Here is a 26,831-nt window from a genome sequence, read left to right on the forward strand (position 1 = left end):
CCCCAAGCAAAGGCCAGAGTAGCGTTACGCGCCGGCGCTGCGCTCCGGCCTAGTCCATGTGTTGCGGCCGTCTGCTTCGCTGCCGCCCGGTTCGCCGACAACGCGATCGCGCCCCGTCGATTTGGCCTTGTAGAGACGCTGGTCGGCGAGCGCGAAGAGATCGGCAAGGCAACGGGTGGTCTCGCTGACCGTCGAGATGCCGGCGCTGACGGTGATGTCGAACCGGCTGGTGCTTGCGGACGTCTTGACCGCTTGCCTGACGGTTTCGCCCAGCAGCCTGGCGAGCGGCTGCGGACGCCAGCCGAGGATGGCGAATTCCTCGCCGCCGATCCTGAACAGTTGATCTTCGGTCCCGACAAGTTCGCCAAGCAAAATCGCCAGGGCTTTCAGCACCTTGTCGCCCTCGGCATGGCCGAAGCGGTCATTGATCGATTTGAAGTGGTCGACATCGATGATCAGCAGGCTGAGCGGCCTGGCGGTCCGCAGGCTGGTTGCCACGGAGGCCTCGCCTTCGCTGTCGAAGCGACCCCTGTGCAGCAGGCCGGTGAGGCCGTCGCGACCGACGTGCTCGACCAGCGCTTCATAGCGCTCGCGATAGGTCAGCGTGTCGAAAATGTCGGAAAGCCCACGCGGCGCCGGCACCTGCCGTGCCTCGAACCACCTGATATAGGCGACCAGCATGGTGCTGTAGATCAGGGCCGCTGCCATCTTGGCGAACCAGCCGCCGAAGAACACCGCCACCGGCGCACCGGTGACGAAATGCAGCGCCGTGAAAAAACCTGCCTGATCGAAGGTGAGCACGCAGGCGACGGAGACTAGGATTCGGGTGAAAAGCGCCTTGCGCAGATATTTGCCGAGCTTTTCATAGAGCAGGATAATCAGGATGGCGTCGACGAACAGCAGCGTCGTGCCCCACACCATCAGCCAGCCCATCTCGTCGATAAAGCCGATGTCGGGAAGCTTGCCGTCGGGCAGCGGTGCGATGTCGTGCAGGCGCAGGATCAGCACGAGCCCGATCATCAGGGTATTGCCGAGCAGCAGGCCGTAGATCGGCTGGCGGACGGTTGCCGCGTCCTCCTTGATGTAGAGCAGGAGAAGCATGACCAGCTTGCCGGAAAACAGCACGGCCGAACCCGGCGATACCATGCCGAACGGTAGCGCGACGTAGAAGACGCTGGCGAGATAGGTTTCCAGGAAATGCATGACGCCAAGGGCGCAAACAAAGACGCCGAGGCCGATGCGGCCCCTGAACCGAAAAAGCGTGACCATGATGCCGAAATAGAGAACCGCTTCGGCAAAAAGCAGGAAACTGTTCAGCACGGCCCGATCTCTCTCCCCGAAATCGCGGCTGCCAGCGATTTCCCATCCAACACTGTTTTGACGCGGAATGGTTAACCGGAGCTTTCGCCCGGGCGCCGGCACGAAATGAAGCGGCTAAGCGTTTGCGGGTGCGACCAAATCCGCCTGGGGGCGGTTCATCGTTTCACTGAAACGCTGAACCGCCCCATCTTTTTGTTTTTGACGCAATTCCGGACGGAAAACCGTTTCACACTTTTCCTGGAATTGCTCTAGGGCCAAAACTGTTTGCCGTTCGGGGCCGCATCGCTTACATAGCGCCCAACTTCCATTCAAATCCGACATCAGTCGACTTTTCAGGGAAAGCGCGCGTGGCACGCCAGTTCATCTATCACATGGCCGGCCTCAACAAGGCCTACGGCACCAAGAAGGTGCTCGAGAACATTCATCTGTCCTTCTACCCGGACGCCAAGATCGGCATCCTCGGCCCCAACGGCGCCGGCAAGTCGACGATCCTCAAGATCATGGCCGGCATCGACAAGGAGTGGAGCGGCGAGGCCTGGCTGGCCGAGGGTGCTACCGTCGGTTACCTGGCGCAGGAGCCGGCGCTCGATCCGAACAAGAACGTGTTCGAGAACGTCATGGAAGGCGTCGCCGCCAAGACCGCCATCATCGAGCGCTACAACGAATTGATGATGAACTATTCCGACGAGACGGCGGACGAGTCGGCCAAGCTGCAGGACGAGATGGACCGGCTCAACCTCTGGGATCTCGAACAGCAGGTCGAGATGGCGATGGAGGCACTCGGCTGCCCGCCCAAGGAGGCCGACGTCACCAAGCTGTCGGGCGGCGAGCGCCGTCGCGTCGCGCTGTGCCAGCTGCTGCTGCGCCAGCCTGACCTTCTGCTGCTCGACGAGCCGACCAACCATCTCGACGCCGAGACGACGGCGTGGCTGGAAAAGCATCTGCGCGCCTATCCGGGCGCGGTGATGATCATCACCCACGATCGCTACTTCCTCGACAACGTCACCGGCTGGATCCTCGAGCTCGATCGTGGCCGCGGAATCCCGTACGAAGGCAACTACACCAAATATCTCGAAGCCAAGGCCAAGCGGCTCAAGCAGGAGGGCCGCGAGGACGATGCACGCCAGCGGGCGATCGGCCGCGAGCGCGAGTGGATCCAGTCGAGCCCTAAGGCTAGGCAGACCAAGTCGAAAGCCCGTATCCAGGCGTTCCAGGATCTGCTGGATGCAGCCGACAAGCGGCGTCCGAGCGACACGCAGATCGTCATTCCGCACGGCGAGCGGCTCGGCAATGTGGTGATCGAGGTCGAGGGCCTGTCGAAGGGCTTTGGCGACACGCTTTTGATCGACGATCTCGAATTCAAGCTGCCGCCCGGCGGCATCGTCGGCGTCATCGGCCCGAACGGCGCCGGCAAGACGACGCTGTTCCGCATGATCACCGGCCAGGAAAAGCCCGATGCCGGCACCATCCGCGTCGGCGAGACGGTCAAGCTTGGTTATGTCGACCAGAGCCGCGACGCACTCGACCCGACCAAGACCGTCTGGGAAGAGATCTCGGGCGGCGCCGAAGTGGTCAAGCTCGGCAAGTTCGAAGCCAACACCCGCGCCTATTGCGCGTCGTTCAATTTCCGCGGCGGCGACCAGCAGCAAAAGGTCGGCAATCTCTCCGGCGGTCAGCGCAACCGCGTGCATCTGGCCAAGATGCTGAAGACCGGCGGCAACGTGCTGCTGCTCGACGAACCGACCAACGATCTCGATACCGAAACGCTGGCCGCACTTGAAGACGCGCTCGAGAGTTTCGCCGGCTGCGCCGTCATCATCTCGCACGATCGCATGTTCCTCGATCGTCTGGCGACGCACATCCTCGCCTTCGAGGGCGACAGCCATGTCGAATGGTTCGAAGGCAATTTCGAGGATTACGAGCAGGACAAGATCCGCCGTCTCGGCCCGGAAGCGGTCAACCCGCACCGCATGACGTATAAGCGGCTGACGCGGTAAGACATTTACAGGGCGGCGAATTCTCAAATGATCTGAGGAACCAAGATGGCCGACTGGTCCGCCGCCCTCTACCTGAAATTCGAGGATGAGCGCACCCGCCCGGCGCGCGATCTCGTTGCGCAGGTGCAGGTGCCGGCACCGCGCAGGGTCGTGGACATTGGCTGCGGGCCGGGCAATTCGACCGAATTGCTGGTCGAGCGCTGGCCGCAGGCGCAGATCAGCGGCTTCGATACCTCGCCCGACATGATCGAGAAGGCCAAGGCGCGCCTGCCCGGCGTCAGCTTTGCGCTGGCGGATGCGGCGGCGTGGCAGCCGGCCGAACCAGTCGACGTGATCTTTGCCAATGCGGTGTTTCAGTGGCTGCCGGAGCATCCGGCGGTCTTCCAGCGGCTGATGGGATTTTTGGCGCCTGGCGGCGCGCTTGCCGTGCAGATGCCGGACAACATGGCCGAGCCTTCGCACCGGCTGATGCGGGAGACCGCGGCCGAGATGCCGTTTGTCGAAAAGCTCGAGCGCGCGGCCCGCGCGCCGCTGCCGCCGGTCGCGTTCTACTACGACCTTTTGTCGCCATTCTCGGATCGGCTCGATATCTGGCACACGATCTACAATCATCCGCTGGCCGATGCCGAGGCGATCGTCGAGTGGGTGAAGTCGACGGGGCTGAAGCCGTTCCTCGATCCGCTCGACGAAAACGAGCGGCTCCTTTTCCTGACGCGCTACACGGCCAGGATCAGCGAAGCCTATCCGAAAACGGCAAGCGGCAAGGTATTGCTGCGCTTTCCCCGTCTCTTCATCGTGGCGCGGCGTTCTGCTTAGAAGCTCTTAGCTACACCCAAAAACAGCCAGCAGCGGGTGCTTGACCGGCTTTCGCCGTCATGCGCATCTCACTGGGGCACGGCCCTTCATGGGCCATGGGGGGTGGATGATGACACTGAAAAAGATGGTTTTCGGCGGCAGTATTTGTGCGGCCGCTATGCTTGCCTTTTCGATATCGGCGCAGGCCAAGCGAGCGCGCTGCTTCACCAGCGATGACGGCTATTTCTCCTGCAGCTACCGGGCGCTGGACGATGCCGGCAGCTTTCGCATCTCGGCGCCGGGCTATCCGACTTACGTCCTGGAGATCGACGGGCCGGGTTTTGCCTATGGCTATGTCAATCTCGGCCGCCGCAACGTGCCGCTGCCCGGGCAATTCGTGCGGAGCCGCGATGACGGTGCCTGCTGGAACAACCCGCAGACCAATACCAAGCTCTGCGCCTGGTAAAGACTGTTTCCAGGGACTTGATTTAAGCCGGCATAAACTGGCTAGGTGCAAAAGAGGTTGCGCCGAGCTTTTTGCGGCGTCGACATGAAGCCGCAACGCCTGCGCACGGGACGAACTGGAAATGCATCGCGTCATCATCAGCGGCATCGGCGTTGAGATCCCCGAAGCTTCGATCACCAATGAGGAACTCGTCGCCAGCTTCAACAGCTGGGTGGACATGGAGAACGTCCGCCGCGAGGTATCGGGCGAGCCGCTGCTGCAGAAATCGGACAGTGCCTTCATCGTCCATGCCTCGGGCGTCCAGACCCGCCATGTCATCGAACGGGAGGGCATCCTCGACCCGAACCGCATGGCGCCGCGCTTCCCGGCGCGGCCCGACGATGCGCTGTCGCTGGAGGCCGAGTTCGGCATCGCCTCGGCCAGCAAGGCGCTCGATCATGCCGGGCTGAAGCCCGGGGATATAGACCTGGTGATCTGCTCCGCCTCGCACCATCAGCGGCCCTATCCGGCGATCGCCATCGAAATGCAGCAGGCGATGGGGACGAAAGGCGCCGGCTTCGATATGGGGCTTGGCTGCTCGTCGGCGGCGGCGGCATTGCACATCGCCGTCAACCTGGTGCGGGCAGGGGCGCATAAACGCGTGCTGGTGACGACGCCGGAGATCATCACCGGCCATCTCAATTTTCGCGACCGGCAGACGCATTTCATCTTCGGCGACGCTTCCGTGTCGATGATCGTCGAGGGGCTCGCGCAAGGCGAGAAGCGGCCGGGGCGCTTCGAGGTGCTCGACACGCGCGCCTGGACGCAGATGTCGAACAGCATCCGCACCAATCTCGGTTATTACACCCGCGCCACCCAGGACGATCCGTACATGATCGATCTGGAAGGCAATCTGATCAAGCAGATCGGCAACAAGGTGTTCAAGGAAGTCACGGTCGCCGGCCACAAGTTCATCGTCGAATTCCTGGCCGAGCACGGGCTGACGCCGCAAGCGATCCGGCGCTTCTGGCTGCATCAGGCCAATGCGCGGATGAACGCCATGATCCTGAAACTGTCGTTCGGCCATGACGTCGATCATGACCGCGCGCCGATGGTGCTGGAGCGCCTCGGCAACACCGCCGCCGCCGGCGCAATCGTCGCCCTGTCGGAGAACCATGCCGATATGAAGGCCGGCGACTATGGCCTGCTCTGCGCCTTCGGCGCCGGCTACTCGATCGGGGGCGCGCTGTTGCGCATGCTTTAGACTCGTTGTCCCAAAACCGCTGTGCGCCCTCGGTTCAAGCCCGAGGGCATGCTTTTGGGCGACATGCATTAGCTCGGCGCGAACGGAACCAGCATCGGAACGCGCCTGGCATAGTCGTCGTAAGCGCTACCCAGTTCGCTGCGCAGAAAACGCTCCTCCAGCCTTGCCTTCATGATGATGCCGGCGGTGAGAAGGGCGGCGCCAGCGATGCCCCAGAGGGTGCCTTTCGCCGCCATGGTGGCGAGGATTGCCAGAAGCAGCCCGGTGTAGATCGGGTGGCGGACCAGCCGGTAGGGGCCGCTGTCGATGACGCGGTGCTCTGCCTTGGCGGTGACCGTGCCCGACCACAGGCGGCCGAGATGCAGCCGCGCCCACCAGGCAAATGCCAGGCCGGCGGCAATCAGCGCGACGCAGATCCACGCTTCGGCAAGGTTCGGCGTCCAAAGCCTCAGCGGGCCGGCGTAACCGTGCGCCGGGATGAAGAGCAGGATCGTGCCGACCACCAGCACGGCCCGGTAGGGCAGTTCGGCCTCGAAGCCGGCGCGTTTTTCTGCCCGGTCGGCCCAGAAGGCGGCCGCGGCCCATGAGACGACCCAGAGCAGCCAGAGCTGCGCGATTGCCGATGCGGGATGCACGATAAACCTCCGCAGGCTTAACCTGACCGATATTATCAACCGATGCAGCGCGGCAGCAATGCGGCACGCTTGTGCAAGGGCTCGATTCAACCAGGACGCTGGTGGTGCCGACCCGTATCAGCCGTCTTGATTGGAGCATCAACGCTTTCGACTGGACCCTATAAATCGACTTCGGCTAATTGCATCCCGTCGCTAGGAATGAGACCAATGCCGGATCTGTTTCCCGCAACCGAAAATCCAGTCGAGATCGTGCCGGCGCGAAAACTCGCCGCCAGGGTGGCGGCGCTCTATCTCGCATCATTCGATCGTTTTGAGACACGAGCGGTGGATACGCTGCAGCTCGGCTTCGACGGTATCGAAGGCGATTTCCACGCCGGCACGACGCGGCGCTCCGGCGGGCGGGAACCCTGGTATCCGCGCGGCACCGAGATGCGCAACGAACGGCAATTGTCGATCGTCGCGGCGGACGAACTGGCAATCGTTGCCGAACGGATGGGCATTACCGAGATCAAGCCTGAATGGATCGGCGCCAATCTCCTGATCGAAGGCCTGCCGCACCTCTCGATGCTGCCATCCGGCTCGCTGCTGTTCTTCAAAGGCGGCGCGACCGTCAAGATCGACGCGCAGAACGGGCCTTGCCGGATCGCCGGCCGATCAGTCGCCGAAAAGGCCGGGATGGCCGACCACGAGGCCGGCGCGCTGCTGTTCCCGAAGGCGGCAAAGCGCTTGCGCGGGCTCGTCGCCTGGGTCGAGAAGCCCGGCACGATCACGGCCGGCGAGGAGATATCGGTGCGCGTGCCCGAGCAGTGGATTTACCGGGCCTGAAGGTGAGTCCAGGCAAGGCGGTGTTGCCAGTCGAAGCCGCGTTCCTTCGTACCCCTATATCCTGCAGGGCAGAGGGGCACTGTCCCTGGACCTCTCAAAACCCATGCTGAAACGAAGTCGCGATTCAATGCTGAAGGCGAGCAACTTTGTTCTTGCTTTGTGCCGGCAGCTATGCTACTAATTTGGGTATGGTGCTAATTGGCTCCAACGACCCGCCTCCCGAGGCGGGTTTTTTGTTGCCGACCTGACGTCGGCGGGACAGAGGGGGCGCCGCAGAACTCGACGCGTCTGCTTGCCGTCCTCTACGCCTCATCCTCATCGTCGAGCAGACGGGTGGCACGCCAGCGGGTCAGCGCGATGTTGGTTTGTTCGATGACGAAGAAGCGCGCGGAATCGCGGTCATAGCCGTCGGCGAGCAGCTTTTCGTAGTCGGTGTGGGCGTGACGAATATGCGCAATCGTCGCCAGCCACACGGCAATGCTCGGCGGCAAGCTCTTCATGTGCACGGCGCCGGCATCGGCACGGATCTTTTCCATGTCGGCATAGGGCGCCAGCGGCAGAAGCGCTGTCAGCGCCTTGGCGATGGCGCGGCGGCGGCCGGTCGGGGCGCTCACCGCTCGTCCGATCTGGACGTCTCGTTCCGCCCAGCCATGGTCGCCTCGGCGAAGGCATCGGTCGAGGCGAAATAGGGCTTGATGTCGATGACCGGCGTGCCGTCGAGCACGTCGATGGCGTCAAGCTCGACGCGGCCGATGTCGATGTCGAGTGTAACGAGCTTGGCGACATGCAGCCCAATTGGGTTCGGCCGGGCAGGGGAGCGCAGCGAAAAGACGCCTTTCGGCTCCGTGGCATGGCGGGGTTTCTGGACAATCAGTTGCCGCGGCGCATGGTGCAGCCAGGACAGGATGATGACGTGGCTGGCGCGTTCCAGCCCAAGCAGGCCGTCCCGATAGAGCGGATCGATCGTGAGAGCCGCCGGCTGTCCCGTCTCCCGCGCGGCCTTCATGTTTTTGGGGCAGGTCTCCCGCGTAATCCAAGGCGAAGCGATGCGGCCGATGAAGACGATGTGGCCATCCGGCGGCATCGTTGCCGGGTCGGTTTCCAGAAGCTTTTCGCCGCTGCGCGTTTCGAACATGGGTCTCGCCTCGATCATGCTTGCGGGCTTGCGCGGTCCGCGACGCATGCGTCATTTTCTTGTCCGGAAGCGACATAGCGCTTGCAAGCCTATCAAAACCGACATAAACATATGTTTATATCTTTTCAAAGAGAATGCTCGCATGCATGTCGCTCTCGACACGATGGTAGATACATTGAAGGCGGCTGCCGAATCCAGCCGGCTGCGCATATTGGCGCTGCTGTCGCGCGGCGATCTGACGGTGTCCGATCTCACCGAAATCCTCGGCCAATCGCAGCCGCGCGTCTCGCGCCATTTGAAATTGCTGCTGGAGGCAGGGCTGATCGGCCGCTACCAGGAGGGCTCGTGGGCGTTCTTCCGGCTATCGGATTCCGACTCCTCGCGCGATTTCGTGCTGAGGCTGGTTTCCGGCATCCGCGGCGCCGATCCGCAGGTCGAGCGTGATCTCGAACGGCTGGCCGCGGTCAAGCGCAAGCGGCAGGACCGGGCTGCCGAATATTTCTCGGTAAACGCCGCAAGCTGGGACCATATCCGCTCGCTGCATGTGCCGGACCGCGCGGTCGAGGCAGCCCTCATCAAAGTCGTCGGCAAGCGGCCGTTCCAGTCGATGCTCGATCTCGGCACCGGCACCGGACGGCTGCTCGAGATCTTTTCGCCGCTCTATCGGCGCGGCGTCGGCATCGACATGTCGCGCGAGATGCTGACTGTGGCGCGCGCCAATCTCGACAAGGCGGGCGTTTCGAATGCGCAGGTGCGCCAGGGCGACATTTTTGCGCCGCCGGTCGAGCGCGACGCCTTCGACCTCGTTACCATCCATCAGGTGCTGCACTATCTCGACGATCCCGCCCGCGCCATCCGCGAGGCGGCGCGGCTGTTGCGCCCGGCCGGCCGGCTGGTGATCGTCGATTTCGCGCCGCACACGCTGGAGTTCTTGCGCGAGGAGCACGCGCATATGCGCCTCGGCTTTTCCGACCGGCAAATTGGCGACTGGTTTTCCGAGGCCGGCCTCGACCTCGAGGACAGCCAGGAATTCGAGCCGCGCGGCGGCAACGAGGCCAAGCTCACCGTCAAACTCTGGCTCGGCCGCGATCGGCGCATGCTGATTGCCGAGCCTTCCAACGACAGACAACCGGCCAATGCGTATCCGATAGGGGAAACCGCCTGATGAACCAGTTCCGCTTCTCCCGCCGCCCCGACATCGGCGACAAGGTCAGGGTTTCGTTCGAGTTCTTTCCGCCGAAAAACGACGACATGGAAGCAAGGCTGTGGGACACGGTCACCCGGCTGGAGCCGCTCAGGCCGAAATTCGTCTCGGTCACCTATGGCGCCGGTGGTTCGACCCGCGAGCGCACGGCCCGTACCGTCAAGCGCATCCTCAATGAAACGACGCTGACGCCGGCGGCGCACATGACCTGCGTCGATGCGGCGCGCCACGAGGTCGATGCGGTGATCCGGGAGTTCGCCGACATGGGCGTCAAGCGTTTCGTCGCCCTGCGCGGCGATCCGGCCGAGGGCGTCGGCGCGGCCTACCGGCCGCATCCGGAAGGCTATGCCAATGGCGCCGAACTGGTCGATGCGCTGAAGGGCGCCGGCGATTTCGACATATCAGTCTCGGCCTATCCGGAAAAACATCCGGAAAGCCCGGATTTCGCCACCGACTTCGACATGCTGAAGCGCAAGGCCGACAACGGAGCGACGCGGGCGATCACCCAGTTCTTCTTCGACAACGATCTCTATGAACGCTATGTCGAGCGGGCACGGCGGGCCGGCATCTACATACCGATCGTGCCGGGCATATTGCCGGTGCACAATTTCACCCAGGTCGCCAACTTCTCGGCACGGTGCGGAGCCTTGGTGCCGGCATGGCTGGCCGAGCGCTTCGATGGGCTGCAAAACGACCCGCAAACGCATGCGCTGGTGGCGTCTGCCGTGGCGGCCGAGCAGGTGCTGGACCTTGTCGAGCGCGGCGTCGGCGATTTCCACTTCTACACGATGAACCGGGCCGATCTGGTCTTTGCCATCTGCCACATGATCGGCATCAGGTCGCACGAAGTCGAGGCGGCGGGATCCGCCGCGGCGTAAAGCGGCAAGCTCCTTTTTGAAATGCCAAAGATCGGGGAATGCAAAAGGCCGGGCAAAATGCCCGGCCTTTTCAATGATTTGGAGTATTCGGTGCTGGTCTTCCCCCGCTCAGCGGCCTTATGGAAGGACGCCCATAATGAGGGCGCCGATGAATGCAAACGCAGCACAAATCATCAATGCGTTGATCGGCCTCGTCAGTCCCATGTCATAGCCTCCTCTTAAAGAGCTATGGCGAGAGTCTAGGGTCATTTGTGCCACAGGCAAGCAGAAACTTTGCTGCAATGCGACGAGATTGTGGAATTTGCGACCTGCCGTTTGCCGTTAGGCATTGAAACTCTTTGTCAAAAGCCGGCTCGGGACCTGTGAATAATTTGTGGCAAAGCCGAGGCAGCAACGAGAATGGCAGCGCTACCGCGCCAGAAATCGGAATCGATTTCGGAACGAACGAAGATTCGAAACGTCCTTTGCACGTCCAGCCGGATGCTGGACGCTACATGACGCGAAGGGCAACCAGCAGCGCGGTGTGAGGATAGCCCGGACTTGAATATGCTGCCAATTGGCACTATATTGCCTGCCAAGTGTTGGAGGTCGGAATGAGTGTCGCTTATGCTGTTCGCGATCCTGCAAATCAGGCTTTGCCGGCAAATCTGGCGGATGCCTCGGCACGGGCGCGGATCACGCCAGCTGCTGTTGCCGGCATCGTCAGGCTCGCAGACATCTGGCATCTGACCAGCACCGAGATCTGTGCCTTGATCGGCGACGTGTCGGAGAGAACCTGGTTCCGCATGAAGAAGGGCGAATGGGAGGGCGTTCTCTCCCAGGATTCGCTGACACGCATCAGCGCCCTGATCGGCATCTTCAAAGGACTGCGGCTTCTGTTTTCCGAAGCGCTTGCCGATGAATGGGTGCGGTTACCGAACAAAGGGCCTCTTTATGGTGGCCGGCGCCCCCTGGACGTGATGATCGAGGGCGGCATTCCGAAACTGCTGCAGGTTCGCCAACACATCGACGCCTTGCGCGGTGGACTTTGAATGCAGATCCCGCCGCGCGCTGACATTTCCCAGCGCGACACGATCCGGCTGATTTCGACAGGCAGGCTCAAGGAACCGGTCCTGATGCCGTTGGCCAGGAATCATGGAGATTTGGAAGACCTTGCGGAGCTCGAAGGAGCCACCAGCGGCCGCCTTCAGGCGCAGCAAGGGGGATTGCCCGACCTCGATCCGCGCGAACTGGTGTTCGGGAGGCCAGGCTACACCTTCATCAATGCGGCGTTCGCTTACACCCGTCCGGGCGGCAATCGTTTCAACGATGATGCCAGGGGGCGCTTGGTACTGTGCGTTCGATGCGGAAACTGCGCTCGGCGAGGTCTCGTTTCATCTGACGCGAGAGCTTGCCGCGATCGAACGGTTCGAAAACGTCACCGACTACGCGGAGCTCGTTGCCGACTTCATAGGCTCGTTTCACGATCTGCGCGGTGCTGAGTTCAGCAAGGACCCGGTGCTCGATCCGGATACCGCCTTAGCCTATCCGGCCGGTCAGGCGCTGGCGAAACAACTCCGCAAGCAAGACGCCGCGACCGGTCTTGTGTATCCTTCCGTGAGACATGTTGGCGGGACCTGCCTTGCCGCCTTCCTTCCCGATCTCGTTCAGAATCTCCGGCAAGGCGGTATCTGGCGTCTGGAATGGCAGGGTTCATCTGTTCCCGCGATCACGCCCATATAGCGCACGATCGGAAGCGACAACTTCGCTGTGCCATCTCTAACGCCGCCCGAACAGGCGACCGTCGATGGTGACGAGGCCGAGCGCGATCAGCGCCATGCCGCCGAGTTCGAACAGTTCGAGCCGCTCGCCGAGGAACAGGAAGCCGAGCAGGATGGCACTGGCCGGCACGATCAGCGTGACCAGCGAGGCGTTGGTGGCGCCGGCCGAGGCGACAAGGTTGAAATAGAGGATATAGGCGAAAGCCGTCGACAGCAGCGCCAGCGCCAGCACCGCCGCCCAGACCGGCGGCGAGGCCGAAAACAGATTGGCGGCATCATAGGTGAACAAAACGACCGGGATCATGATGATGGTCGAGCAAGTCAATTGGCCGGTGGCAATGACCGGTGACGGGACACCCTTGAAGCGGCGGGCAATCATCAGCGCAACCGCATAGGAGACCGAGGCACCGATGAGCGCGAATTTCGCCCAGACCGGGCCGCCGAGCCCGGCGACAAGGCCGGGACCGATCATCACCGCCGTTCCCGCGATACCGAGGGCGATGCCGGCGAGCTTGTTCCACGACAGCTTTTCATCACTGGTCAGGGCGTTGGCGAGGATCAGCGTCCAGAACGGCGTCGTCGAATTGAGCACCGAGGCGACACCGGCGCCAAGCTCGGTCTGGCCGGCAAAGATCAGCGAGAAAGGGATGACGTTGTTGGCGAACGCCAGCAGGAAGAACAGGCCGGCATGCGGCAAGGCGAGGCGAAACGACGGGCCGCGGACCGCAAGATAGAGCTGCAGTGCCGCGGCCGCGATGGTGACGCGGAACAGCACCAGCACCAGCGGCGGAAGTTCCGCCACCGCAATGCGGGCAAAGAAGAACGAACCGCCCCAGATGGCGCCGAGCAGCAGAAGCTGCGCCCAGTCTTTGAGCACCATCGGACCGCGCACAGTGTTGGTGGCAGCTATCGCCATTGGTCGTCCTCCCAGACGAGATGCCTTGCTCGTCAGGCATCTGTTCACGCCATATCCGATCCGGCCGCAAGGGCCACCCAAAACCTGAGCGATGGCCTGGCTCGCCCATAACCGGCGGTACAGAACGGCGTAGCGCCGCGAAGCCGGGGCGGCGAGACATAGAATTGTTTTCATTAGCCGCTAGCTTCGATTAATTGTGCGCAGCCTCAGTCAAGGGATTCGTCCATGCAGCGATTCGAAAATGCCCGCGAGGCAGCGCTGGCGCTTCGCCCGGACGATCCGATCTATTGCTTCCGCCCGCAGGTGCTGAAGGCGGACGCCAAACAGTTCATGGGCATGTTTCCCGGCAAGACCGCCTATGCGGTCAAGACCAATGGCGAACAGATCGTGCTCAACGCCCTGGTCGAGGCCGGCGTCAGCGCCTTCGATGTGGCCTCGCCCGGCGAATTCGCCGCCGTGCGCGCCGTCTCGCCCGACGCCGAGATGCTCTACATGCACCCGGTCAAGGCGCAGTCGGACATCAGGCTGGCGCTGGAAAAATACGCCATCCGCGTCATTTCGCTCGACCATGAAGACGAGATCACCAAGCTGACCAGGGTGGTGCGGGCGCTCGACATCGATCCGGGCGCGATCACCGTGTTCGTGCGCATCCAGACGAAAGGCTCGGCGGCCTACGAGCTGTCGAAGAAGTTCGGCGCCGGACCGGCCAATGCGGTCGAACTCGCCGAACGGCTGAACCGGACGGGCTACAAGGTCGGCCTATGCTTTCACGTCGGCAGCCAGATCGAGGATCCCGACACCTATGAGCGGGCGCTGGCCTCCGCCGACTGGGTGCGCAACCGCGTCGGCTTCGACATTGCCGGGCTCGATGTCGGCGGCGGCTTTCCGGCCGAATACGGTCATGATCCGAACAGCCGCAAGCCGGAGATGCCGTCGCTCGGCCAGATCATGTCGCGGCTGTCGGGCGACCTCCAGGAGTACCAGTTCGACCAGATGCCGCTGGTGGCCGAGCCCGGCCGGGTGATCGTGGCGCGCTGCCTGTCGCTGATTGTGCGTGTGCTGCTGCGCAAGGGCAAAAGGCTCTACATCAATGACGGCATCTGGGCGTCGCTGTCGGATTCATGGACCGGCAAGATCACGCTGCCGGCTCGCTTCATCCCCGATCCGGCGATCCGCTCGCGCAATGGCGAGGACAAGACCATCGTGCCGTTCAAGGTCTGCGGCGCGACCTGCGATTCCGTCGATATATTGTCGCGGCCGTTCTGGTTGCCCGAAACCGTCGATACCGGCGATTGGATCGAGATCGGCCATATCGGCGCCTATTCGCTGTCGCTCCGAACACGGTTCAACGGCTTCTATCCCGATACTTTCGTCGAGGTGGCGACGCCATTCGACGAAGGCGATGCGCCGCAGGGGTTTGCCAGCCTGGAGACGATGGCGGATTAGTTGATGGTGAATGGTGAATAGTGAATAGTGAATAGTGATTGGAAGTAGTTCTTGCGTTCCGTCCGCTTCGGTGAATTGTCACCATTCACCATTCACCATTCACCATTCACCATTCACCATTCACCCCCCGTAGTCAGGCCACGCCGCCGCCGGCCTGGATGTTCTCGCCGGTAAGCCAGCGAGCTTCGTCGGAAGCCAGGAAAACCGCGACATCGGCGACGTCGCGTGGTGCTCCGATCCGGCCGAAGGGCGACATGCCGGCGGCCACGGCGCGGTCCCGTTCGGGGAGCAGGTCAGTGTCGGTGAAGCCTGGTGAAAGCGCATTCACGGTAACGGCGCGCGGACCGAGTTCGCGCGAGAGGACGCGGACGAACTGCTCGACGGCTCCCTTGCTGCCGAGATAAAGCGCCGTCTGCGTGAAGAACATCCTGGTTCCACCGGTGGAGACGGCAATGATACGGCCACCGTCGCGAACGCGGCGCGCCGCCTCCTGAAGCGTGAAGAAGGTGCCCTTGGCATTGGCGCCGAAGACGTGATCGAAGTCCGCTTCGGTGGCATCGACGAGCGGCTTTATGACGGCGACGCCGACATTGGCGACGACGATGTCAATCGGCCCCATCTGCCTTTCGGTCTCCTCGAACAGCCTGCGAATGTCGGGGAGACTGGAGACGTCCGCCTGGATGGCGACGGCTTTTCCGCCATTCCCTTCAATGGCGGCAACGACCTCCCTGGCTGCCTTCTCGTTGCCGACATAGTTGACGACCACGGCAGCACCCTTGGCCGCGAGCCCCTCCGCGATGGCGCGTCCGATGCCGCGTGAACTGCCGGTCACAAGTGCGGTTTTGCCTTCGAGTGGACGATGCATGGCTTCTCCTTCCGTCTGATGACGGCCGCCTCGATCGAGCGGCGTTCCAGGGAAAGCTAGAGGCATGCTATTGCTAAGAGAATAGCCTATTATCAAACTGACTTGTTAAGCCTGAGGTACATAATGCGAGGAAGCGAGTTTTCCGAACTCACGGCATTTGCAGCAATCATCGAAGAGGGAACCTTCGTCCGTGCCGCGGCCAAGCTCAGGATTTCGCCTCCAGCGCTCAGCCAGACGATACGCGGGCTGGAAGAGCGTCTCGGTGTCCGCCTGCTGAACCGCACCACGCGCAGCATGTCGCCGACCGCTGAGGGCGAGAAGCTGTTTGCCCGCATCGCACCGGCGTTCGGCGAACTGGAAGGGGCCGTAGCCGACGCTCATGCATCACGCGGCCGGCCGGCAGGCTCGCTGCGCATCAATGTTCCGCGCATCGCCGCCATGCGTTTCATCGCGCCCATCCTCGGCGATTTCCGCCGCGCCTATCCCGATATCACCCTCACAATCATTGTCGACGACATGCTCACCGACATCGTCGAGGGCCGCTTCGATGCCGGGATCAGACTGGGTGAGCGGCTGCACAAGGACATGGTGGCGGTGAAGCTCAGCGAGGAACTCGAGATGGCCGCAGTGGCGGCGCCGAGCTATCTGGAGCATCACCCGATGCCGCGTCACCCCGCGGACCTGCATCAGCACCAGTGCATCAATTTCCAGTGGCCGAGCGGCGGCAATCTTTATCGATGGGAGTTCGCCCGGGGCCAACGTGCCTTGGAAGTGGCCGTCAGCGGCGGCCTGACGATCAACGATACGGAACTGATGATCGGGGCGGTTCTGGATGGGGTCGGCGTGGCGTACATGCTGGAATATCAGGTCCGGCCGTGGATCGAAGCGGGAAAGCTCATCCGTTTTCTCGAAGCCTGGTCGCCGAGATTTCCGGGTTTTTATCTCTATCACGCGAGTTCCCGCCAGGTTCCGGCGCCGCTGCGAGCGTTCATCGATTTCCTGCTGGCGAGGCGGTGAATAGTGAATAGTGAATAGTAGTAGCTCTGGTGCCCAGTGCGGCTCCGGTGCTATTCCTTTTCACCATTCACCACCCTCACAGTCTGGCCAGCAGCTCCGGCGTCGGCCAGCCGTCGACCGGCAGGCCCAGCCGCATCTGCTCCTTGCGGATAGCTTCGCGGGTGTTGGTGCCCAGTATGCCGTCGACGGTACCGACATCATAGCCTTTCGCCTCGAGCTTGGTCTGCAGCGCCTTCATCTGGTCGCCGTTGAGGCCGGGTTCGGGGTTGCGCGGATCGAAGCGCGGCGCGCCCCCCAGCCGGGCGGCAAGATTTGCCGCGGTCAGGGCATAGGTGAAGGACTGGTTCCACTCGAGATAGACGTCGAAATTGTCGTAGGTCAGGAAGGCTGGCCCCTTGCGACCCATAGGCAATGCCAGGCCGGCCTTCATGCGGTTGTCGAGAAGCGGCGTACCGTCGGGCCTGGTAACGCCCCACTGCGCCCACTGCGTCAACGGCAGCTTGTTGGTGCGTCCCGTCTGCTCCCACGGCAAATCGTCGGGCACGCGGACTTCCTCGATCCAGGGCTGATCGCGCTTCCAGCCGCGCGACTGGATCTTGCTGGCCGTGCTCATGATCACATCCGGCGCGCTGCCGCGCAGGTCGACCAGGCCATCGCCGTCGCCGTCGACGCCGTGGCCGAGATAGTCGGAAGGCAGCATCTGCGTCTGGCCGATCTCGCCGGCCCAGGCACCGGTCACGTCGGCCGGCACCACGCCGCGATCGATCAACATCAGCAGCGGCACGATCTGCGGCCGGAACAGCTGCGGGCGGCGGCAGTCATGCGAGAGGCTCACCAGCGCGTTCAGCGTATGAAAATCGCCTTGCACGGCGCCAAAATCGGTTTCCAGGGCCCAGAAAGCGGCGATGACCGGCGCCTGCACGCCGAATTGGCGATCGGCGCGGGCAAAGACCTCGGCATATTTTTGCAGGTTGGCCGCACCTTGCTTCAGCCGATGCGACGAGATCATGCGGTTCGAGAATTCGATGAAGGTCTGGGTGAAGACGCCTTGGGCGCGGTCGCGTGCCAATGCCTTCTCATCGAGGGTGGCGTTTTCCAGCGCATCAAGGCCGGCAGCGCCGACGCCAGCCGCCCTGGCCTCCGCCGCCACACCCTGCTTCCATGCCTCGAAATCGCCGCCGCATTGCTCTGCCGCGGCCGGCACGGCGCTCAGGAGCAGCGCCGCGAGAAGTCCAAAGCGCAATCGCATCGCTATCCTTCCAAGAAGATTACCGGCGGTTGCAGGCATTCGTCATTGGCTGTGTCGAAAAGCAGGCGACAGGCCCGGTGTCAACGGGTGTTCTGCCGCAACCACTTCTTCCAGGCGGCTTCGGAGCCGTTGAAGACGCTGATGTCGGCGTTTCCGGCCATGCCCGGCACGACACCCGTTCCGGTATACTGCCAGAAGGTGAAGGGATGACTGCCGTATTTCTGGCGCGGGTGCCCGGCCACGGAGCGCAGCCAGTAGGGGTAATTGCGGAAGCCCGATAAACCATTATCTTCGAAGAAGTCCACCGACGTGTAGATGATCGGCTTCTTGCCGTAGTGTTTTTCGACGATTTCGAGGAATGTGCTCATCTCGCTGCGTACCGTGGCGGCATCGGGCCGCAGCTTGCAGGTCGGCGATTTCGGGTTCCATTCCATGTCGAGAACCGGCGGCATGGCCGAGCTGTCTTTGGGCACGTTCTGGATGAACCAGCGCGCCTGGGTAGCGGCCGGCGTGCAAAAGTAGAAGAAATGATAGGCGGCGCGGGGAATGCCCGACGCCTTGGTGCGGCTCCAATGCTCGTTGAAAGCTTCATCGAACCGGTCTCCGCCTTCGGTTGCCTTGATGAAAGCGAAGGAGATGCCGCTGGCCCTGGCCGCCGGCCAGTCGATCGAGGTCTGGTATTTGGAGACGTCGGTGCCGTGGACGGCATAGCTCCACGGTGCGCCGCTGTCCCATTCATGCGGGTCGGAATCGGCAAAACGCGGCGCGCGTACCGCAACCATCGCGGCGCTGGACGACGACAGCGATGGCGTCAGATCCTCGACCGTCGAGCAGGCACCAAGCAACATCAGCGTGATGAGGACCGCGAAACGGCGCATCGCTACTTCCTGAGCCGGTTTCAGCCGGCCGCTGATGGGTCTTTCCGCGGGTGGCCCCTCGACCGGGCGCGGCGTGTCTGAAACCGACTTACGCGATGCGCCTTGATCTTCGTTTCATGCATTCCCAAACCGTTGCGCAGTTTTGGGACGCATGCATTCAAGCCCCGCCGGACGGTCACCCCACAGGATCGCCCGGTCTGTCCTAAGCGCATCGTTTCGACGCGCTTAGTTCTTTTGTCTGTGCATGTCGTTGTCCCAGAACCGCTGCGCACCCTCGGGTCAGGCCCAAGGGCATGCTTTTGGGTGACATACACCTGTGATCGCCGATCATGGTTGATATTCGGTTGACGGCGCTCGACAAGAGCCGCGATTTTGCCGAAACAATGGCGGCAAATCGATGACATAGATCGAGCGCGCCGAGGGAACTCAAAATGCAGATCCTTTTGAAGTTCGTCAAATGGCTGCTCGGCCTGGCTGTGCTGGCCGCCGCGATACTCGCCGCCTGGCTGTATTTCGCCCCGCCGGAACTGATCCGCGTCGGTTCCGGTTACGCGGCCAAGATCGTCTGCTCGAACGTCTTCATCGCCGGGCGGGACGCCGACGATGTGCTTGCCGTCGATGTGCAGGCGCCGGGTCATCCGCTGCTGAAGCTGATGAGGGTGTCGGTCGACAAGGAGAAGGGAACGGTTTCGGCGGGCCTGTTCGGTGTGCTCGGCAAGAGTGTCGCGGTTGCGCGCGACGGGCTCGGCTGCGCCTCGGTTCCCGACGGCGGTATTGCCGCCGCCGAGGCTGTCGCCGGAGCTGCACCGACGCCGGCGCCGCTGCCCGATGCGATCTGGCCGGAAGGCGACGATGTCGGTGCCTCGCAGGATCCAGAGGTCGCGAAGATCCTCGACGATCCAGCAATGACCGGTGCCGGCATGCGGGCGGTGGTGGTGGTCAAGAACGGCCGCATCGTTGCAGAGCGCTATGGCGAAGGCTTTTCCGAAAAGACGCCGCTATTGGGCTGGTCGATGACCAAGACGGTGAATGCGGCGATCGTCGGCACGCTGGTGAAGGAGGGCAAGCTGGCGATGACCAACCAGGGCCTGTTCGGTCCCTGGAAGGGAGATGGCCGCGCCGTGATCAGCCTCGCCGACATGATGGCGATGTCGAGCGGGCTGGAATTCAACGAGGATTATGGCGACGTCGCCGACGTAACGCGCATGCTCTATCTCGAACCGGACATGGCGGGCTTTGCCGGGTCCAAGCCGCTGACCGGCGAGGTTGGCAAGGTGTTTTCCTATTCGAGTGGCACGGCGGTGATGCTGTCCCGATTGTGGCAGGACGCCATCGGCGACAAGGACAAGGCGCTGGCCTGGCCGAGGACCGCGCTGTTCGATCCGCTCGGCATGCACAGTGCAGTGCTTGAGGCCGACGAGCACGGCACCTTCGTCGGCTCGTCCTACCTCTATGCCACGGCACGCGACTGGGCGCGCTTCGGCCAGTTCCTGCTGCAGGGCGGCGTCTGGAACGGCAAGGAGATCCTGCCCGCCGGCTTCGTCGACTGGATGCGGGAACCGGCAACTGCCTCGAAGGTCTATGGCAAGGGGCAATTATGGATCGAAGGGCCGGGCGACGAGGAAAACCCCGGCGCCGGCATTGCCGCCGGCCTGCCCAAGGACGCCTACTGGATGGAGGGGCATGACGGACAAACGGCCGCGATCGTCCCCTCGGAGCAGCTGGTTGTGGTGCGGCTCGGCCTGACGCCGGCCAGGCTCGGCTACCGGCCGCAGGCGATGGTAGCGGCGCTGGTCAAGGCGCTGCACTAGGCTGTAGCGATATTCAGGTGATGCCGGCCTGCAAACGGCGGTTTCCTGCGCTTCCGGCCTTCGCCGGCCAAAGCACTCATGAGCGGTCGTGGCAGTTAAGGCTACGGCCGGCGTAGGCCGGTGCTCGCGTACCCAAAAGTACGCTCCGCTCCGGTTCTCGGACCCCACCGTTTTCGACTCGGCCTGACCTGAATCTCAACACATCCTGGCTATCGACCTGGGCCGATCACGGCGAGCCAGGCATAGCCGCGATAGAGCGTTTGGAAACGGAAGCTTGCGTCGGTTCTTGCAGATTCCGAATCCAGAACCGCGCGCAGCGATTGACGCGGCTCGACGTGGAATTTTTTCAGCCAGCCGCGCAACAGCGTGCGGAACCAGCCGGGCAGGGCTTCCTGCTGGCCAAAATCGACGACATGCAGCGAGCCGCCCGGTGACAGGGCAGCAAGAGCCGCGGATATCGTCTTTTCCCAGCCAGGGATCATCGACAGCGAATAAGAGACAAAGACGCGGTCGAAACTTTCGACGCCGAACAGCGCCTTTGCGTCGAAATCCGTGGCATCGCCGCGCGCCAGCGTGACGCGGCCGGAGAGGCCTTCGCGGGCAAGGGCGGCGGTGGCCGTCTCCAGCATCTCGGCCGAAATATCGAGGCCGAAGAAGCGCGCGCCGAGATAGCGGCGGGCGGCGAGGATGATGTTGCGGCCGGTGCCGCAGCCGAGCTCGAGCACGGTCCCGCCGGCCGGCACATCCAGTCCGTCGATAAGCCGGTCGCGGCCGAGCAGATAGTATTTGCGGGTCAGGTCGTAGACATGACGCTGCCAGCGATAGACGCCGTCCATCAGCTCGGCATGGCTGGCCGGCAAGTCGGTCGTGCTCATGCGGCCCGCTTCACATAGAGGTGGAAGCCGCCATAGATGGCCGAGCGGTCGCGCGCCGAAAACTCGCGCGAGGCGTCGTTCTCGTAGCGCCATTGGTCAAGCAGCGAATTCGAGACGCGGCCGGGCAGCAGGCTGGGTTCCGCTGCGGTGCGGAAGATGACGCGGGCGCCGGTGGAGGCGGTTCGGGTGATCTCGGCCCACAACCCGTTGAGCTGGTCGTCGGTCATCCAGTCCTGTGCATCGAGCAGGACGAAGCGGTCGACCGAACCGGCATCCTTGCCGGCAAGGAACTCGATCAGATTGGCGTGATGGATGGCGACGCGATCGACATTGTCGCGGATGGTCTTGTAGTTGCGTTTTTCGAGATAGGCGGGCAGGGCGGCCTCGCCCGGGTTGGGATAGCGGCGGGCAAAGGCCTGCCAGGCAAAATAATTGATCTTCAGGGGGAAATCGCAGGCGAGTTTTTCCAACCGGGCCTTCAGCACGCTGGCCATGGTGCCGTCGCCCGAGGTGATCAGCGAATCGTACTGGGCCGGCGGAATTCCGAGGCCGAACAGCGAAGCCTTTCGCGATGTCGCCCATTTCAGCAGCCGCTTTTCGAAGACCGGCGCCAGCTCCTCGTCGAAGAAACGGCGTTGATCGGCGATGCTCTTGGCGTCCATGATGCCGGCCGGGTCGACGCCGAAGAACTTTGCGGTGCGGTGGCCCATGGCGATGAACAGGCCAAGCAGGCCGGTCTGGTAGAAATTGCGGTCGAAGACAGCGATGCGGCGACAGCCGCGCCAGTTGCGCCGCTCCCAATAATGGCGGCTGACCGGATCGAGATGCGGCGCGATGAAGCGGTCGTAGGCCTGCGAATTGTGCCCGGTCTCAGCCGCGCCGAAGAAACGGAAAAGGTCGCCCTGCGACGGCAGGTGACGCACGGCTTCGAGCTTCATCCGGTTCAGCGCGATGTGGGCAGCGTTGAGGTCGACGGCATCGATCCTTTCCGGCGACCGGGTGAGATAGGCGAGGATGTTGCAGCCGCCGGAGGCAATGGTGACGATGCGGTGGCCCTCGCCGAGCTGCATCGCGTCCATGTCGATTTCGGGGTCTTCCCAGATCTGCGGATAGACGAGGCCGGAGAACAGGAAGGCGAACAAGCGTTCGGAGATACCAGCCTTCGACAACGGGCGGTTCTGGTAGACGGCCTTGCCGACCTCCTTGCCGCGGCGAAAAACCAGTTCTCCAGAAATGTCCGTCATGGCAAGGCGATTCCCCGTTTGCTTTGCCGCAAGCGGGTAGCGCAGGGTCATGACAGGCCGGTGACAGCCGGAGGCATCGAGAATTCTACTCCGGCGGTCATCTGATGCGGTTTTCTGCGCTTCCGATGCTCACGGACCCAAATGTCCGCTCCGCTTCGGTTCTCGAGAACCACACCACCTGACTCGCCGGAGCGAATTCTGGATGCCTCCGCTAAGGGCGGCCAAATCCACCTGGGGTCGGCGTTGTCACGATGACCGCCTCGCCGGCGTCGAGTACCGTCTGGTCGCAGGCCTTCAGGATTTCGACGCGGCCATCCTTGCGGCGGACCTTGGTCGAACCGGCCTCGCCGTGGCCGCCGCCGTCGAGGCCTTGCGGCGGGCGGTTGCGATGCGAGGACAGGATCGCGCATTCCATCTTTTCGAGGAAGCGGACGGTGCGCTTGGTGCCGTCGCCGGCATTCCATTTGCCTTTGCCGCCGGAGCCCTCGCGGATATGGAAATCCTCGAGCAGTACCGGGAAACGCAGTTCCAGCACTTCGGGATCTGTCAGGCGCGAATTGGTCATATGGGTGTGGACGCCGGAGGTGCCGGCAAAACCGCGGCCGTCATTCATCCGGCCGGCCGGCGAGCCGGAGCAGATCGTCTCGTAATACTGGTACTGCTTGTTGCCGAAGGTGAGATTGTTCATCGTGCCTTGCGCATTGGCCATCGCCCTCATGGCGCCGAATAGCGCGTTGGTGACGTGCTGCGAGGTCTCGACATTGCCGGCGACGACTGCCGCGGGATAGGCGGGCTTCAGCATCGAGCCGTCGGGAATGATGATGTTGATCGGCCGCAGGCAGCCGGCATTCATCGGGATGTTGTCTTCGACCATGACGCGGAAGGCATAGAGCACCGCGGCACGGGCGACCGGCTCGGGTGCGTTGAAATTGTTCTTCATTACCGGCGACGTGCCGGTGAAGTCGACGGTCGCTTGGCGCTTCCGCCGGTCGACCGATATCTTCACCTTGATCATTTGGCCGGTGTCGGTCGGATATTCGTATTCGGAACTGTCGGGCAGCCGCTCTAGCACACGGCGCACACTTTCGGCGGCATTGTCCTGGACATGGCCCATATAGGCTTCGACGACGCCAAGGCCGAAATGCGCGACCATCTTGCGCAGCTCGGCGACACCCTTTTCGTTCGCGGCGATCTGCGCCTTGAGGTCGGCGATGTTCTGGTGCGGATTGCGCGCCGGATAGGGATGGTCGGTGAGCAGCGTCGCGAGGTCCTTCTCGCGGAACCGGCCGCGATCGACGATGCGGAAATTATCGAACAGCACGCCTTCTTCGTCGACGGTGGTGGCAAGCGGCGTCATCGAGCCGGGCGCGGTGCCGCCGATGTCGGCATGGTGGCCACGCGAGGCTACGTAGAAGAGGATCTTCGGTGATAGGCCGATCTCCCCCCTTGTGGGGGAGATGCCCGGCAGGGCAGAGGGGGGCGCGACAGAATGAGAGGTCGGCGGGACAGCGCCCCCCTCTGTCGGCTTCGCCGACATCTCCCCCACAAGGGGGGAGATTGGGCGCTCTTCCTCAAACACCGGCGTCACTACCGTAATATCAGGCAGATGCGTGCCGCCATTGTAAGGGGCGTTGAGGGCAAAGACGTCTCCGGGGTGAATGTCGCCGGAATTGAGCCGGATGATGGTCTCCACCGAGCGGTCCATGGAGCCGAGATGCACCGGCATATGCGGCGCGTTGGCGACCAGCGCGCCATTCCGGTCGAAAACGGCGCAGGAGAAATCGAGCCGCTCCTTGATGTTGACGGAATAGGCGGTGTTTTGCAGCGTTACGCCCATCTGTTCGGCGATCGACATGAACAGGTTATTGAAGACCTCCAGCATCACCGGATCGGCTTCGGTGCCGAGTGCGGCGTGCCGGCGCTTCTTCTCGACGCGCCGCATCAATACGTGGTCCTTGGCGGTGATCTCGGCCTGCCAGCCCGGCTCGACGACAATGGTCTGGTTCGGCTCGATGATCAAAGCGGGGCCGGCGATTTTGTTACCGGGCTTCAGTGTTTCGCGAGGGAAGATGCCGGCGTCGCGCCAGACGCCGTCGACGAAGATTTTCCGGGTCCCGGAAGAACTTGCGGCCACGTCTTCAACAACTGAATCGCTTTCGTCGCGGCCGGTGCCGCCGGTATCGGTACCTTCGACGCCGACCGATTCGACGATCATCGGCTTGTCGTCGTAGACGAAGCCGAACTGCGCCTTGTGCGCCAGTTCGAAGTCCGCCTTGGCCTGCGCGATCGAGCCGTGCCCGAAGTTCACGGGCAGCGCGGTATCGGTGCCGTCGTAGCGGATCTGCAGCACCGGTTTCGAGGCGACCGCGTCTTCGCTGATGCCTTGCGCGGCGAGTTCGTCGATGACGGCTTTGCGCAGCGTTGCGATGAGTTCATCGATCGCCGCCCCGGAGTCCTCCACCAGCGGCTTCAGCAGCGCCTGCTGGCGTGACGCAAACACCGAGGACAGGCCGATGCCGTATGCCGACAGCAGGCCGGAGAACGGATGGATCAGCACCGCCTCCATGCCGAGCGCATCGGCGACCAGGCAAGCGTGCTGGCCGCCGGCGCCGCCGAAACAGTTCAGGAGGTATTCGGTGACATCGTAGCCGCGCTGCACCGAAATCTTCTTGATGGCGTTGGCCATGTTTTCGACCGCGATGGTGACGAACCCTTCGGCGACGGTTTCCGGCGAGCGGCCGTCGCCGATCTCGGCGGCAAGCGCGGTGAATTTTTCGCGAACCGTCTGCACGTCGAGCGGTTCGTCCTGGCCCGGTCCAAAAATGGCCGGGAAGAACTCGGGCTGCAGTTTGCCCAGCATGACATTGGCGTCGGTGACGGCCAGTGGACCGCCGCGCCGGTAGGCGGCCGGGCCGGGGTTGGCGCCGGCCGAATCCGGCCCGGCGCGGAAGCGGCCGGCTTCATAATGCAGGATCGAGCCGCCGCCAGCGGCGACGGTGTGGATGCGCATCATCGGCGCGCGGATGCGCACGCCGGCGACCTCGGTGTCGAAGGCGCGCTCGTATTCGCCATCGTAATGGGCGACATCGGTGGAGGTGCCGCCCATGTCGAAGCCGATGACCTTGCCGAAACCGGCGAGTTTTGCCGTCTCGACCATGCCGACGACTCCGCCAGCGGGGCCGGACAACAGCGCATCCTTCCCCTGGAACATGTCGGCGGCGGTGAGGCCGCCCGACGACATCATGAACATGAGGCGAGGGGATTGGCCAATCTCCCCCCTTGTGGGGGAGATGCCCGGCAGGGCAGAGGGGGGCGTGACAGACTGAGATGTTGGCGGGACAGTGCCCCCCTCTGTTGGCTTCGCCGACATCTCCCCTACAAGGGGGGAGATTGGCGCGGCACCCAGTTCGTCCGCCACCTTCTGCACATACCTTGCCAGGATCGGCGACAGATAGGCGTCGACCACCGTGGTGTCGCCGCGGCCGACCAGCTTGATCAGCGGCGAGACCTCGTGACTGACCGAGACCTGCGAGAATCCGAGCTTTCGACAGACTTTGGCGACCGCCTTTTCGTGCTCGGGATGTTTCCAGGCATGCATGAAGACGATCGCGACCGCATCGATGCCGTCCGCCTTGGCCTGCTCAATAGCCGGGCGTACCGAAGCAATGTCGAGCAGGCGCTCGACACTGCCGTCGGCGCGAACCCTTTCGTCGATTTCGACGACACGCTCATAGAGCTGTTCGGGAAGGATGATCTGCTTGGCAAAGATATCGGGCCTGGCCTGATAGGCAATCCTCAGCGCATCGCGGAACCCTTTGGTGATGAGCAGCAGCACACGGTCGCCCTTGCGCTCGAGAAGCGCATTGGTGGCAACCGTGGTGCCCATTTTTACATCGCCGATCAGAGCGGAGGGGATTGGAGCGCCGGGTTGGACACCGAGCAGTTCGCGAATGCCCTGGATGGCAGCATCGGCATAGGCTCCGGGATTTTCCGAAAGGAGTTTCCTGGGATGCAGCCCGCCTTCCGGGTCACGGCCGATGACGTCGGTGAAGGTACCGCCGCGGTCGATCCAGAAATCCCATTTTGCGGTCATGGCAGCGGCTCCCGGGATTTTCCCTGTTCGATCTGTTAGCCCGCGAGGCCCTGACCGGCAATCGTCAAGTGATTGGAATATGTTACAGGCAGAAATGCAACGTTACGAAACTCATGCGCAGCTTACGCATTGTGTTCTCGACCGCCGCCGGTAACGGAGGCGTGATTAGAGGAGAGATG

Annotated in this window: 23 protein-coding genes; 12 read left to right on the forward strand and 11 right to left on the reverse strand. The window is 62.9% G+C overall.

All coding sequences use genetic code 11. The features are described from left to right. Positions 1 to 24: 24 nt before the first annotated feature. A complete protein-coding gene (locus NKI19_RS06655; protein WP_352564435.1) occupies positions 25 to 1,320 on the reverse strand; it encodes a GGDEF domain-containing protein in 1,296 nt (431 codons plus the stop codon). A gap of 347 nt (positions 1,321 to 1,667) precedes the next feature. Between NKI19_RS06655 and ettA the strand changes: the two genes are divergently transcribed. The 4 genes from ettA (at position 1,668) to NKI19_RS06675 (ending at position 5,821) form a co-directional block, all read left to right on the forward strand. Continuing rightward, complete coding sequence (ettA, locus tag NKI19_RS06660) at positions 1,668 to 3,317, forward strand: energy-dependent translational throttle protein EttA (protein ID WP_352453385.1); 1,650 nt, start codon at positions 1,668 to 1,670, stop codon at positions 3,315 to 3,317. Positions 3,318 to 3,362: 45 nt separating this feature from the next. Continuing rightward, positions 3,363 to 4,133: a trans-aconitate 2-methyltransferase gene (gene tam / locus NKI19_RS06665; RefSeq protein ID WP_352564437.1), complete on the forward strand. Its 771-nt coding sequence runs from the start codon at positions 3,363 to 3,365 to the stop codon at positions 4,131 to 4,133. Positions 4,134 to 4,239: 106 nt separating this feature from the next. Then, complete coding sequence (locus NKI19_RS06670) at positions 4,240 to 4,578, forward strand: hypothetical protein (RefSeq protein ID WP_352951102.1); 339 nt, start codon at positions 4,240 to 4,242, stop codon at positions 4,576 to 4,578. Positions 4,579 to 4,699: 121 nt separating this feature from the next. After that, the gene (locus NKI19_RS06675) at positions 4,700 to 5,821 is read left to right on the forward strand and encodes a beta-ketoacyl-ACP synthase III (protein ID WP_352564441.1); all 1,122 of its coding nucleotides are present in this window, start codon (positions 4,700 to 4,702) and stop codon (positions 5,819 to 5,821) included. 68 nt (positions 5,822 to 5,889) lie between these two features. Here NKI19_RS06675 and NKI19_RS06680 read toward each other — a convergent pair whose 3' ends face one another. Continuing rightward, positions 5,890 to 6,456: a methyltransferase family protein gene (locus NKI19_RS06680; RefSeq protein ID WP_352564443.1), complete on the reverse strand. Its 567-nt coding sequence runs from the start codon at positions 6,454 to 6,456 to the stop codon at positions 5,890 to 5,892. A gap of 207 nt (positions 6,457 to 6,663) precedes the next feature. On the opposite strand from NKI19_RS06680, the gene NKI19_RS06685 reads away from it, so the two are divergent. Next, on the forward strand, positions 6,664 to 7,281 hold the full coding sequence (locus NKI19_RS06685; protein ID WP_352564444.1) for an MOSC domain-containing protein: 618 nt from the start codon (positions 6,664 to 6,666) through the stop codon (positions 7,279 to 7,281). Positions 7,282 to 7,583: 302 nt separating this feature from the next. Here NKI19_RS06685 and NKI19_RS06690 read toward each other — a convergent pair whose 3' ends face one another. After that, positions 7,584 to 7,895, reverse strand: a complete 312-nt coding sequence (locus tag NKI19_RS06690; protein ID WP_352564446.1) for a DUF2293 domain-containing protein — start codon at positions 7,893 to 7,895, stop codon at positions 7,584 to 7,586. Next, the gene (gene tsaA, locus NKI19_RS06695) at positions 7,892 to 8,416 is read right to left on the reverse strand and encodes a tRNA (N6-threonylcarbamoyladenosine(37)-N6)-methyltransferase TrmO (RefSeq protein WP_352564447.1); all 525 of its coding nucleotides are present in this window, start codon (positions 8,414 to 8,416) and stop codon (positions 7,892 to 7,894) included. The genes NKI19_RS06690 and tsaA overlap by 4 nt, the downstream gene beginning before the upstream one ends. Positions 8,417 to 8,558: 142 nt before the next feature. Here tsaA and NKI19_RS06700 point away from each other — a divergent pair, with 142 nt between their 5' ends. From NKI19_RS06700 to NKI19_RS06715, 4 genes are all read left to right on the forward strand, one after another. Further along, positions 8,559 to 9,581, forward strand: a complete 1,023-nt coding sequence (locus NKI19_RS06700) for an ArsR/SmtB family transcription factor (protein ID WP_352564449.1) — start codon at positions 8,559 to 8,561, stop codon at positions 9,579 to 9,581. Continuing rightward, positions 9,581 to 10,498: a methylenetetrahydrofolate reductase [NAD(P)H] gene (gene metF, locus NKI19_RS06705; RefSeq protein ID WP_352564450.1), complete on the forward strand. Its 918-nt coding sequence runs from the start codon at positions 9,581 to 9,583 to the stop codon at positions 10,496 to 10,498. Before NKI19_RS06700 ends, metF begins: the two co-directional genes overlap by 1 nt. Positions 10,499 to 11,091: 593 nt before the next feature. Beyond that, the gene (locus NKI19_RS06710; protein ID WP_352564452.1) at positions 11,092 to 11,529 is read left to right on the forward strand and encodes an antitoxin Xre/MbcA/ParS toxin-binding domain-containing protein; all 438 of its coding nucleotides are present in this window, start codon (positions 11,092 to 11,094) and stop codon (positions 11,527 to 11,529) included. A 232-nt stretch (positions 11,530 to 11,761) separates the two neighbouring features. After that, positions 11,762 to 12,220 (forward strand): RES family NAD+ phosphorylase, encoded by a 459-nt coding sequence (locus tag NKI19_RS06715; RefSeq protein ID WP_352564453.1) that lies wholly within the window; start codon positions 11,762 to 11,764, stop codon positions 12,218 to 12,220. Between the two features lie 36 nt (positions 12,221 to 12,256). Here NKI19_RS06715 and NKI19_RS06720 read toward each other — a convergent pair whose 3' ends face one another. Next, positions 12,257 to 13,174, reverse strand: a complete 918-nt coding sequence (locus NKI19_RS06720; protein ID WP_352564454.1) for a DMT family transporter — start codon at positions 13,172 to 13,174, stop codon at positions 12,257 to 12,259. 225 nt (positions 13,175 to 13,399) lie between these two features. Here NKI19_RS06720 and NKI19_RS06725 point away from each other — a divergent pair, with 225 nt between their 5' ends. Beyond that, positions 13,400 to 14,620, forward strand: a complete 1,221-nt coding sequence (locus tag NKI19_RS06725) for an alanine racemase (RefSeq protein WP_023721223.1) — start codon at positions 13,400 to 13,402, stop codon at positions 14,618 to 14,620. Positions 14,621 to 14,753: 133 nt separating this feature from the next. Here NKI19_RS06725 and NKI19_RS06730 read toward each other — a convergent pair whose 3' ends face one another. After that, on the reverse strand, positions 14,754 to 15,485 hold the full coding sequence (locus NKI19_RS06730) for an SDR family oxidoreductase (RefSeq protein ID WP_352564456.1): 732 nt from the start codon (positions 15,483 to 15,485) through the stop codon (positions 14,754 to 14,756). Between the two features lie 123 nt (positions 15,486 to 15,608). Here NKI19_RS06730 and NKI19_RS06735 point away from each other — a divergent pair, with 123 nt between their 5' ends. After that, positions 15,609 to 16,502, forward strand: a complete 894-nt coding sequence (locus NKI19_RS06735; protein WP_352564460.1) for a LysR family transcriptional regulator — start codon at positions 15,609 to 15,611, stop codon at positions 16,500 to 16,502. Positions 16,503 to 16,578: 76 nt separating this feature from the next. On the opposite strand, the gene NKI19_RS06740 is transcribed toward NKI19_RS06735, so the two are convergent. Beyond that, positions 16,579 to 17,751: a lytic murein transglycosylase gene (locus NKI19_RS06740; protein ID WP_352564461.1), complete on the reverse strand. Its 1,173-nt coding sequence runs from the start codon at positions 17,749 to 17,751 to the stop codon at positions 16,579 to 16,581. 80 nt (positions 17,752 to 17,831) lie between these two features. After that, a complete protein-coding gene (locus NKI19_RS06745) occupies positions 17,832 to 18,629 on the reverse strand; it encodes a glycoside hydrolase family 25 protein (RefSeq protein ID WP_352564463.1) in 798 nt (265 codons plus the stop codon). 431 nt (positions 18,630 to 19,060) lie between these two features. On the opposite strand from NKI19_RS06745, the gene NKI19_RS06750 reads away from it, so the two are divergent. Beyond that, a complete protein-coding gene (locus tag NKI19_RS06750; RefSeq protein ID WP_352564465.1) occupies positions 19,061 to 20,440 on the forward strand; it encodes a serine hydrolase domain-containing protein in 1,380 nt (459 codons plus the stop codon). Between the two features lie 209 nt (positions 20,441 to 20,649). Here NKI19_RS06750 and NKI19_RS06755 read toward each other — a convergent pair whose 3' ends face one another. From NKI19_RS06755 to NKI19_RS06765, 3 genes are all read right to left on the reverse strand, one after another. Further along, on the reverse strand, positions 20,650 to 21,315 hold the full coding sequence (locus tag NKI19_RS06755) for a class I SAM-dependent methyltransferase (protein ID WP_352564467.1): 666 nt from the start codon (positions 21,313 to 21,315) through the stop codon (positions 20,650 to 20,652). Continuing rightward, on the reverse strand, positions 21,312 to 22,610 hold the full coding sequence (locus tag NKI19_RS06760) for a BtaA family protein (protein ID WP_352564469.1): 1,299 nt from the start codon (positions 22,608 to 22,610) through the stop codon (positions 21,312 to 21,314). Before NKI19_RS06760 ends, NKI19_RS06755 begins: the two co-directional genes overlap by 4 nt. A 160-nt stretch (positions 22,611 to 22,770) precedes the next feature. Next, entirely contained in the window at positions 22,771 to 26,652 is a 3,882-nt protein-coding gene (locus NKI19_RS06765; RefSeq protein ID WP_352564470.1) for a hydantoinase B/oxoprolinase family protein, read from the reverse strand. Positions 26,653 to 26,831: the final 179 nt, after the last annotated feature.

Source organism: Mesorhizobium sp. M0751 (genome assembly GCF_040320265.1).
In the GTDB taxonomy this organism is placed as follows: domain Bacteria; phylum Pseudomonadota; class Alphaproteobacteria; order Rhizobiales; family Rhizobiaceae; genus Mesorhizobium.

Excerpts from the sequence above, each read along its gene's own strand:
- tam (WP_352564437.1), top strand. The coding sequence starts at position 3,363 with ATGGCCGACTGGTCCGCCGCCCTCTACCTGAAATTCGAGGATGAGCGC.
- NKI19_RS06670 (WP_352951102.1), top strand. The coding sequence starts at position 4,240 with ATGATGACACTGAAAAAGATGGTTTTCGGCGGCAGTATTTGTGCGGCC.
- NKI19_RS06675 (WP_352564441.1), top strand. The coding sequence starts at position 4,700 with ATGCATCGCGTCATCATCAGCGGCATCGGCGTTGAGATCCCCGAAGCT.
- NKI19_RS06685 (WP_352564444.1), top strand. The coding sequence starts at position 6,664 with ATGCCGGATCTGTTTCCCGCAACCGAAAATCCAGTCGAGATCGTGCCG.
- tsaA (WP_352564447.1), bottom strand. The coding sequence starts at position 8,416 with ATGTTCGAAACGCGCAGCGGCGAAAAGCTTCTGGAAACCGACCCGGCA.
- NKI19_RS06700 (WP_352564449.1), top strand. The coding sequence starts at position 8,559 with ATGCATGTCGCTCTCGACACGATGGTAGATACATTGAAGGCGGCTGCC.
- metF (WP_352564450.1), top strand. The coding sequence starts at position 9,581 with ATGAACCAGTTCCGCTTCTCCCGCCGCCCCGACATCGGCGACAAGGTC.
- NKI19_RS06710 (WP_352564452.1), top strand. The coding sequence starts at position 11,092 with ATGAGTGTCGCTTATGCTGTTCGCGATCCTGCAAATCAGGCTTTGCCG.
- NKI19_RS06715 (WP_352564453.1), top strand. The coding sequence starts at position 11,762 with ATGCGGCGTTCGCTTACACCCGTCCGGGCGGCAATCGTTTCAACGATG.
- NKI19_RS06720 (WP_352564454.1), bottom strand. The coding sequence starts at position 13,174 with ATGGCGATAGCTGCCACCAACACTGTGCGCGGTCCGATGGTGCTCAAA.
- NKI19_RS06725 (WP_023721223.1), top strand. The coding sequence starts at position 13,400 with ATGCAGCGATTCGAAAATGCCCGCGAGGCAGCGCTGGCGCTTCGCCCG.
- NKI19_RS06730 (WP_352564456.1), bottom strand. The coding sequence starts at position 15,485 with ATGCATCGTCCACTCGAAGGCAAAACCGCACTTGTGACCGGCAGTTCA.
- NKI19_RS06735 (WP_352564460.1), top strand. The coding sequence starts at position 15,609 with ATGCGAGGAAGCGAGTTTTCCGAACTCACGGCATTTGCAGCAATCATC.
- NKI19_RS06740 (WP_352564461.1), bottom strand. The coding sequence starts at position 17,751 with ATGCGATTGCGCTTTGGACTTCTCGCGGCGCTGCTCCTGAGCGCCGTG.
- NKI19_RS06745 (WP_352564463.1), bottom strand. The coding sequence starts at position 18,629 with ATGCGCCGTTTCGCGGTCCTCATCACGCTGATGTTGCTTGGTGCCTGC.
- NKI19_RS06750 (WP_352564465.1), top strand. The coding sequence starts at position 19,061 with ATGCAGATCCTTTTGAAGTTCGTCAAATGGCTGCTCGGCCTGGCTGTG.
- NKI19_RS06755 (WP_352564467.1), bottom strand. The coding sequence starts at position 21,315 with ATGAGCACGACCGACTTGCCGGCCAGCCATGCCGAGCTGATGGACGGC.
- NKI19_RS06760 (WP_352564469.1), bottom strand. The coding sequence starts at position 22,610 with ATGACCCTGCGCTACCCGCTTGCGGCAAAGCAAACGGGGAATCGCCTT.
- NKI19_RS06765 (WP_352564470.1), bottom strand. The coding sequence starts at position 26,652 with ATGACCGCAAAATGGGATTTCTGGATCGACCGCGGCGGTACCTTCACC.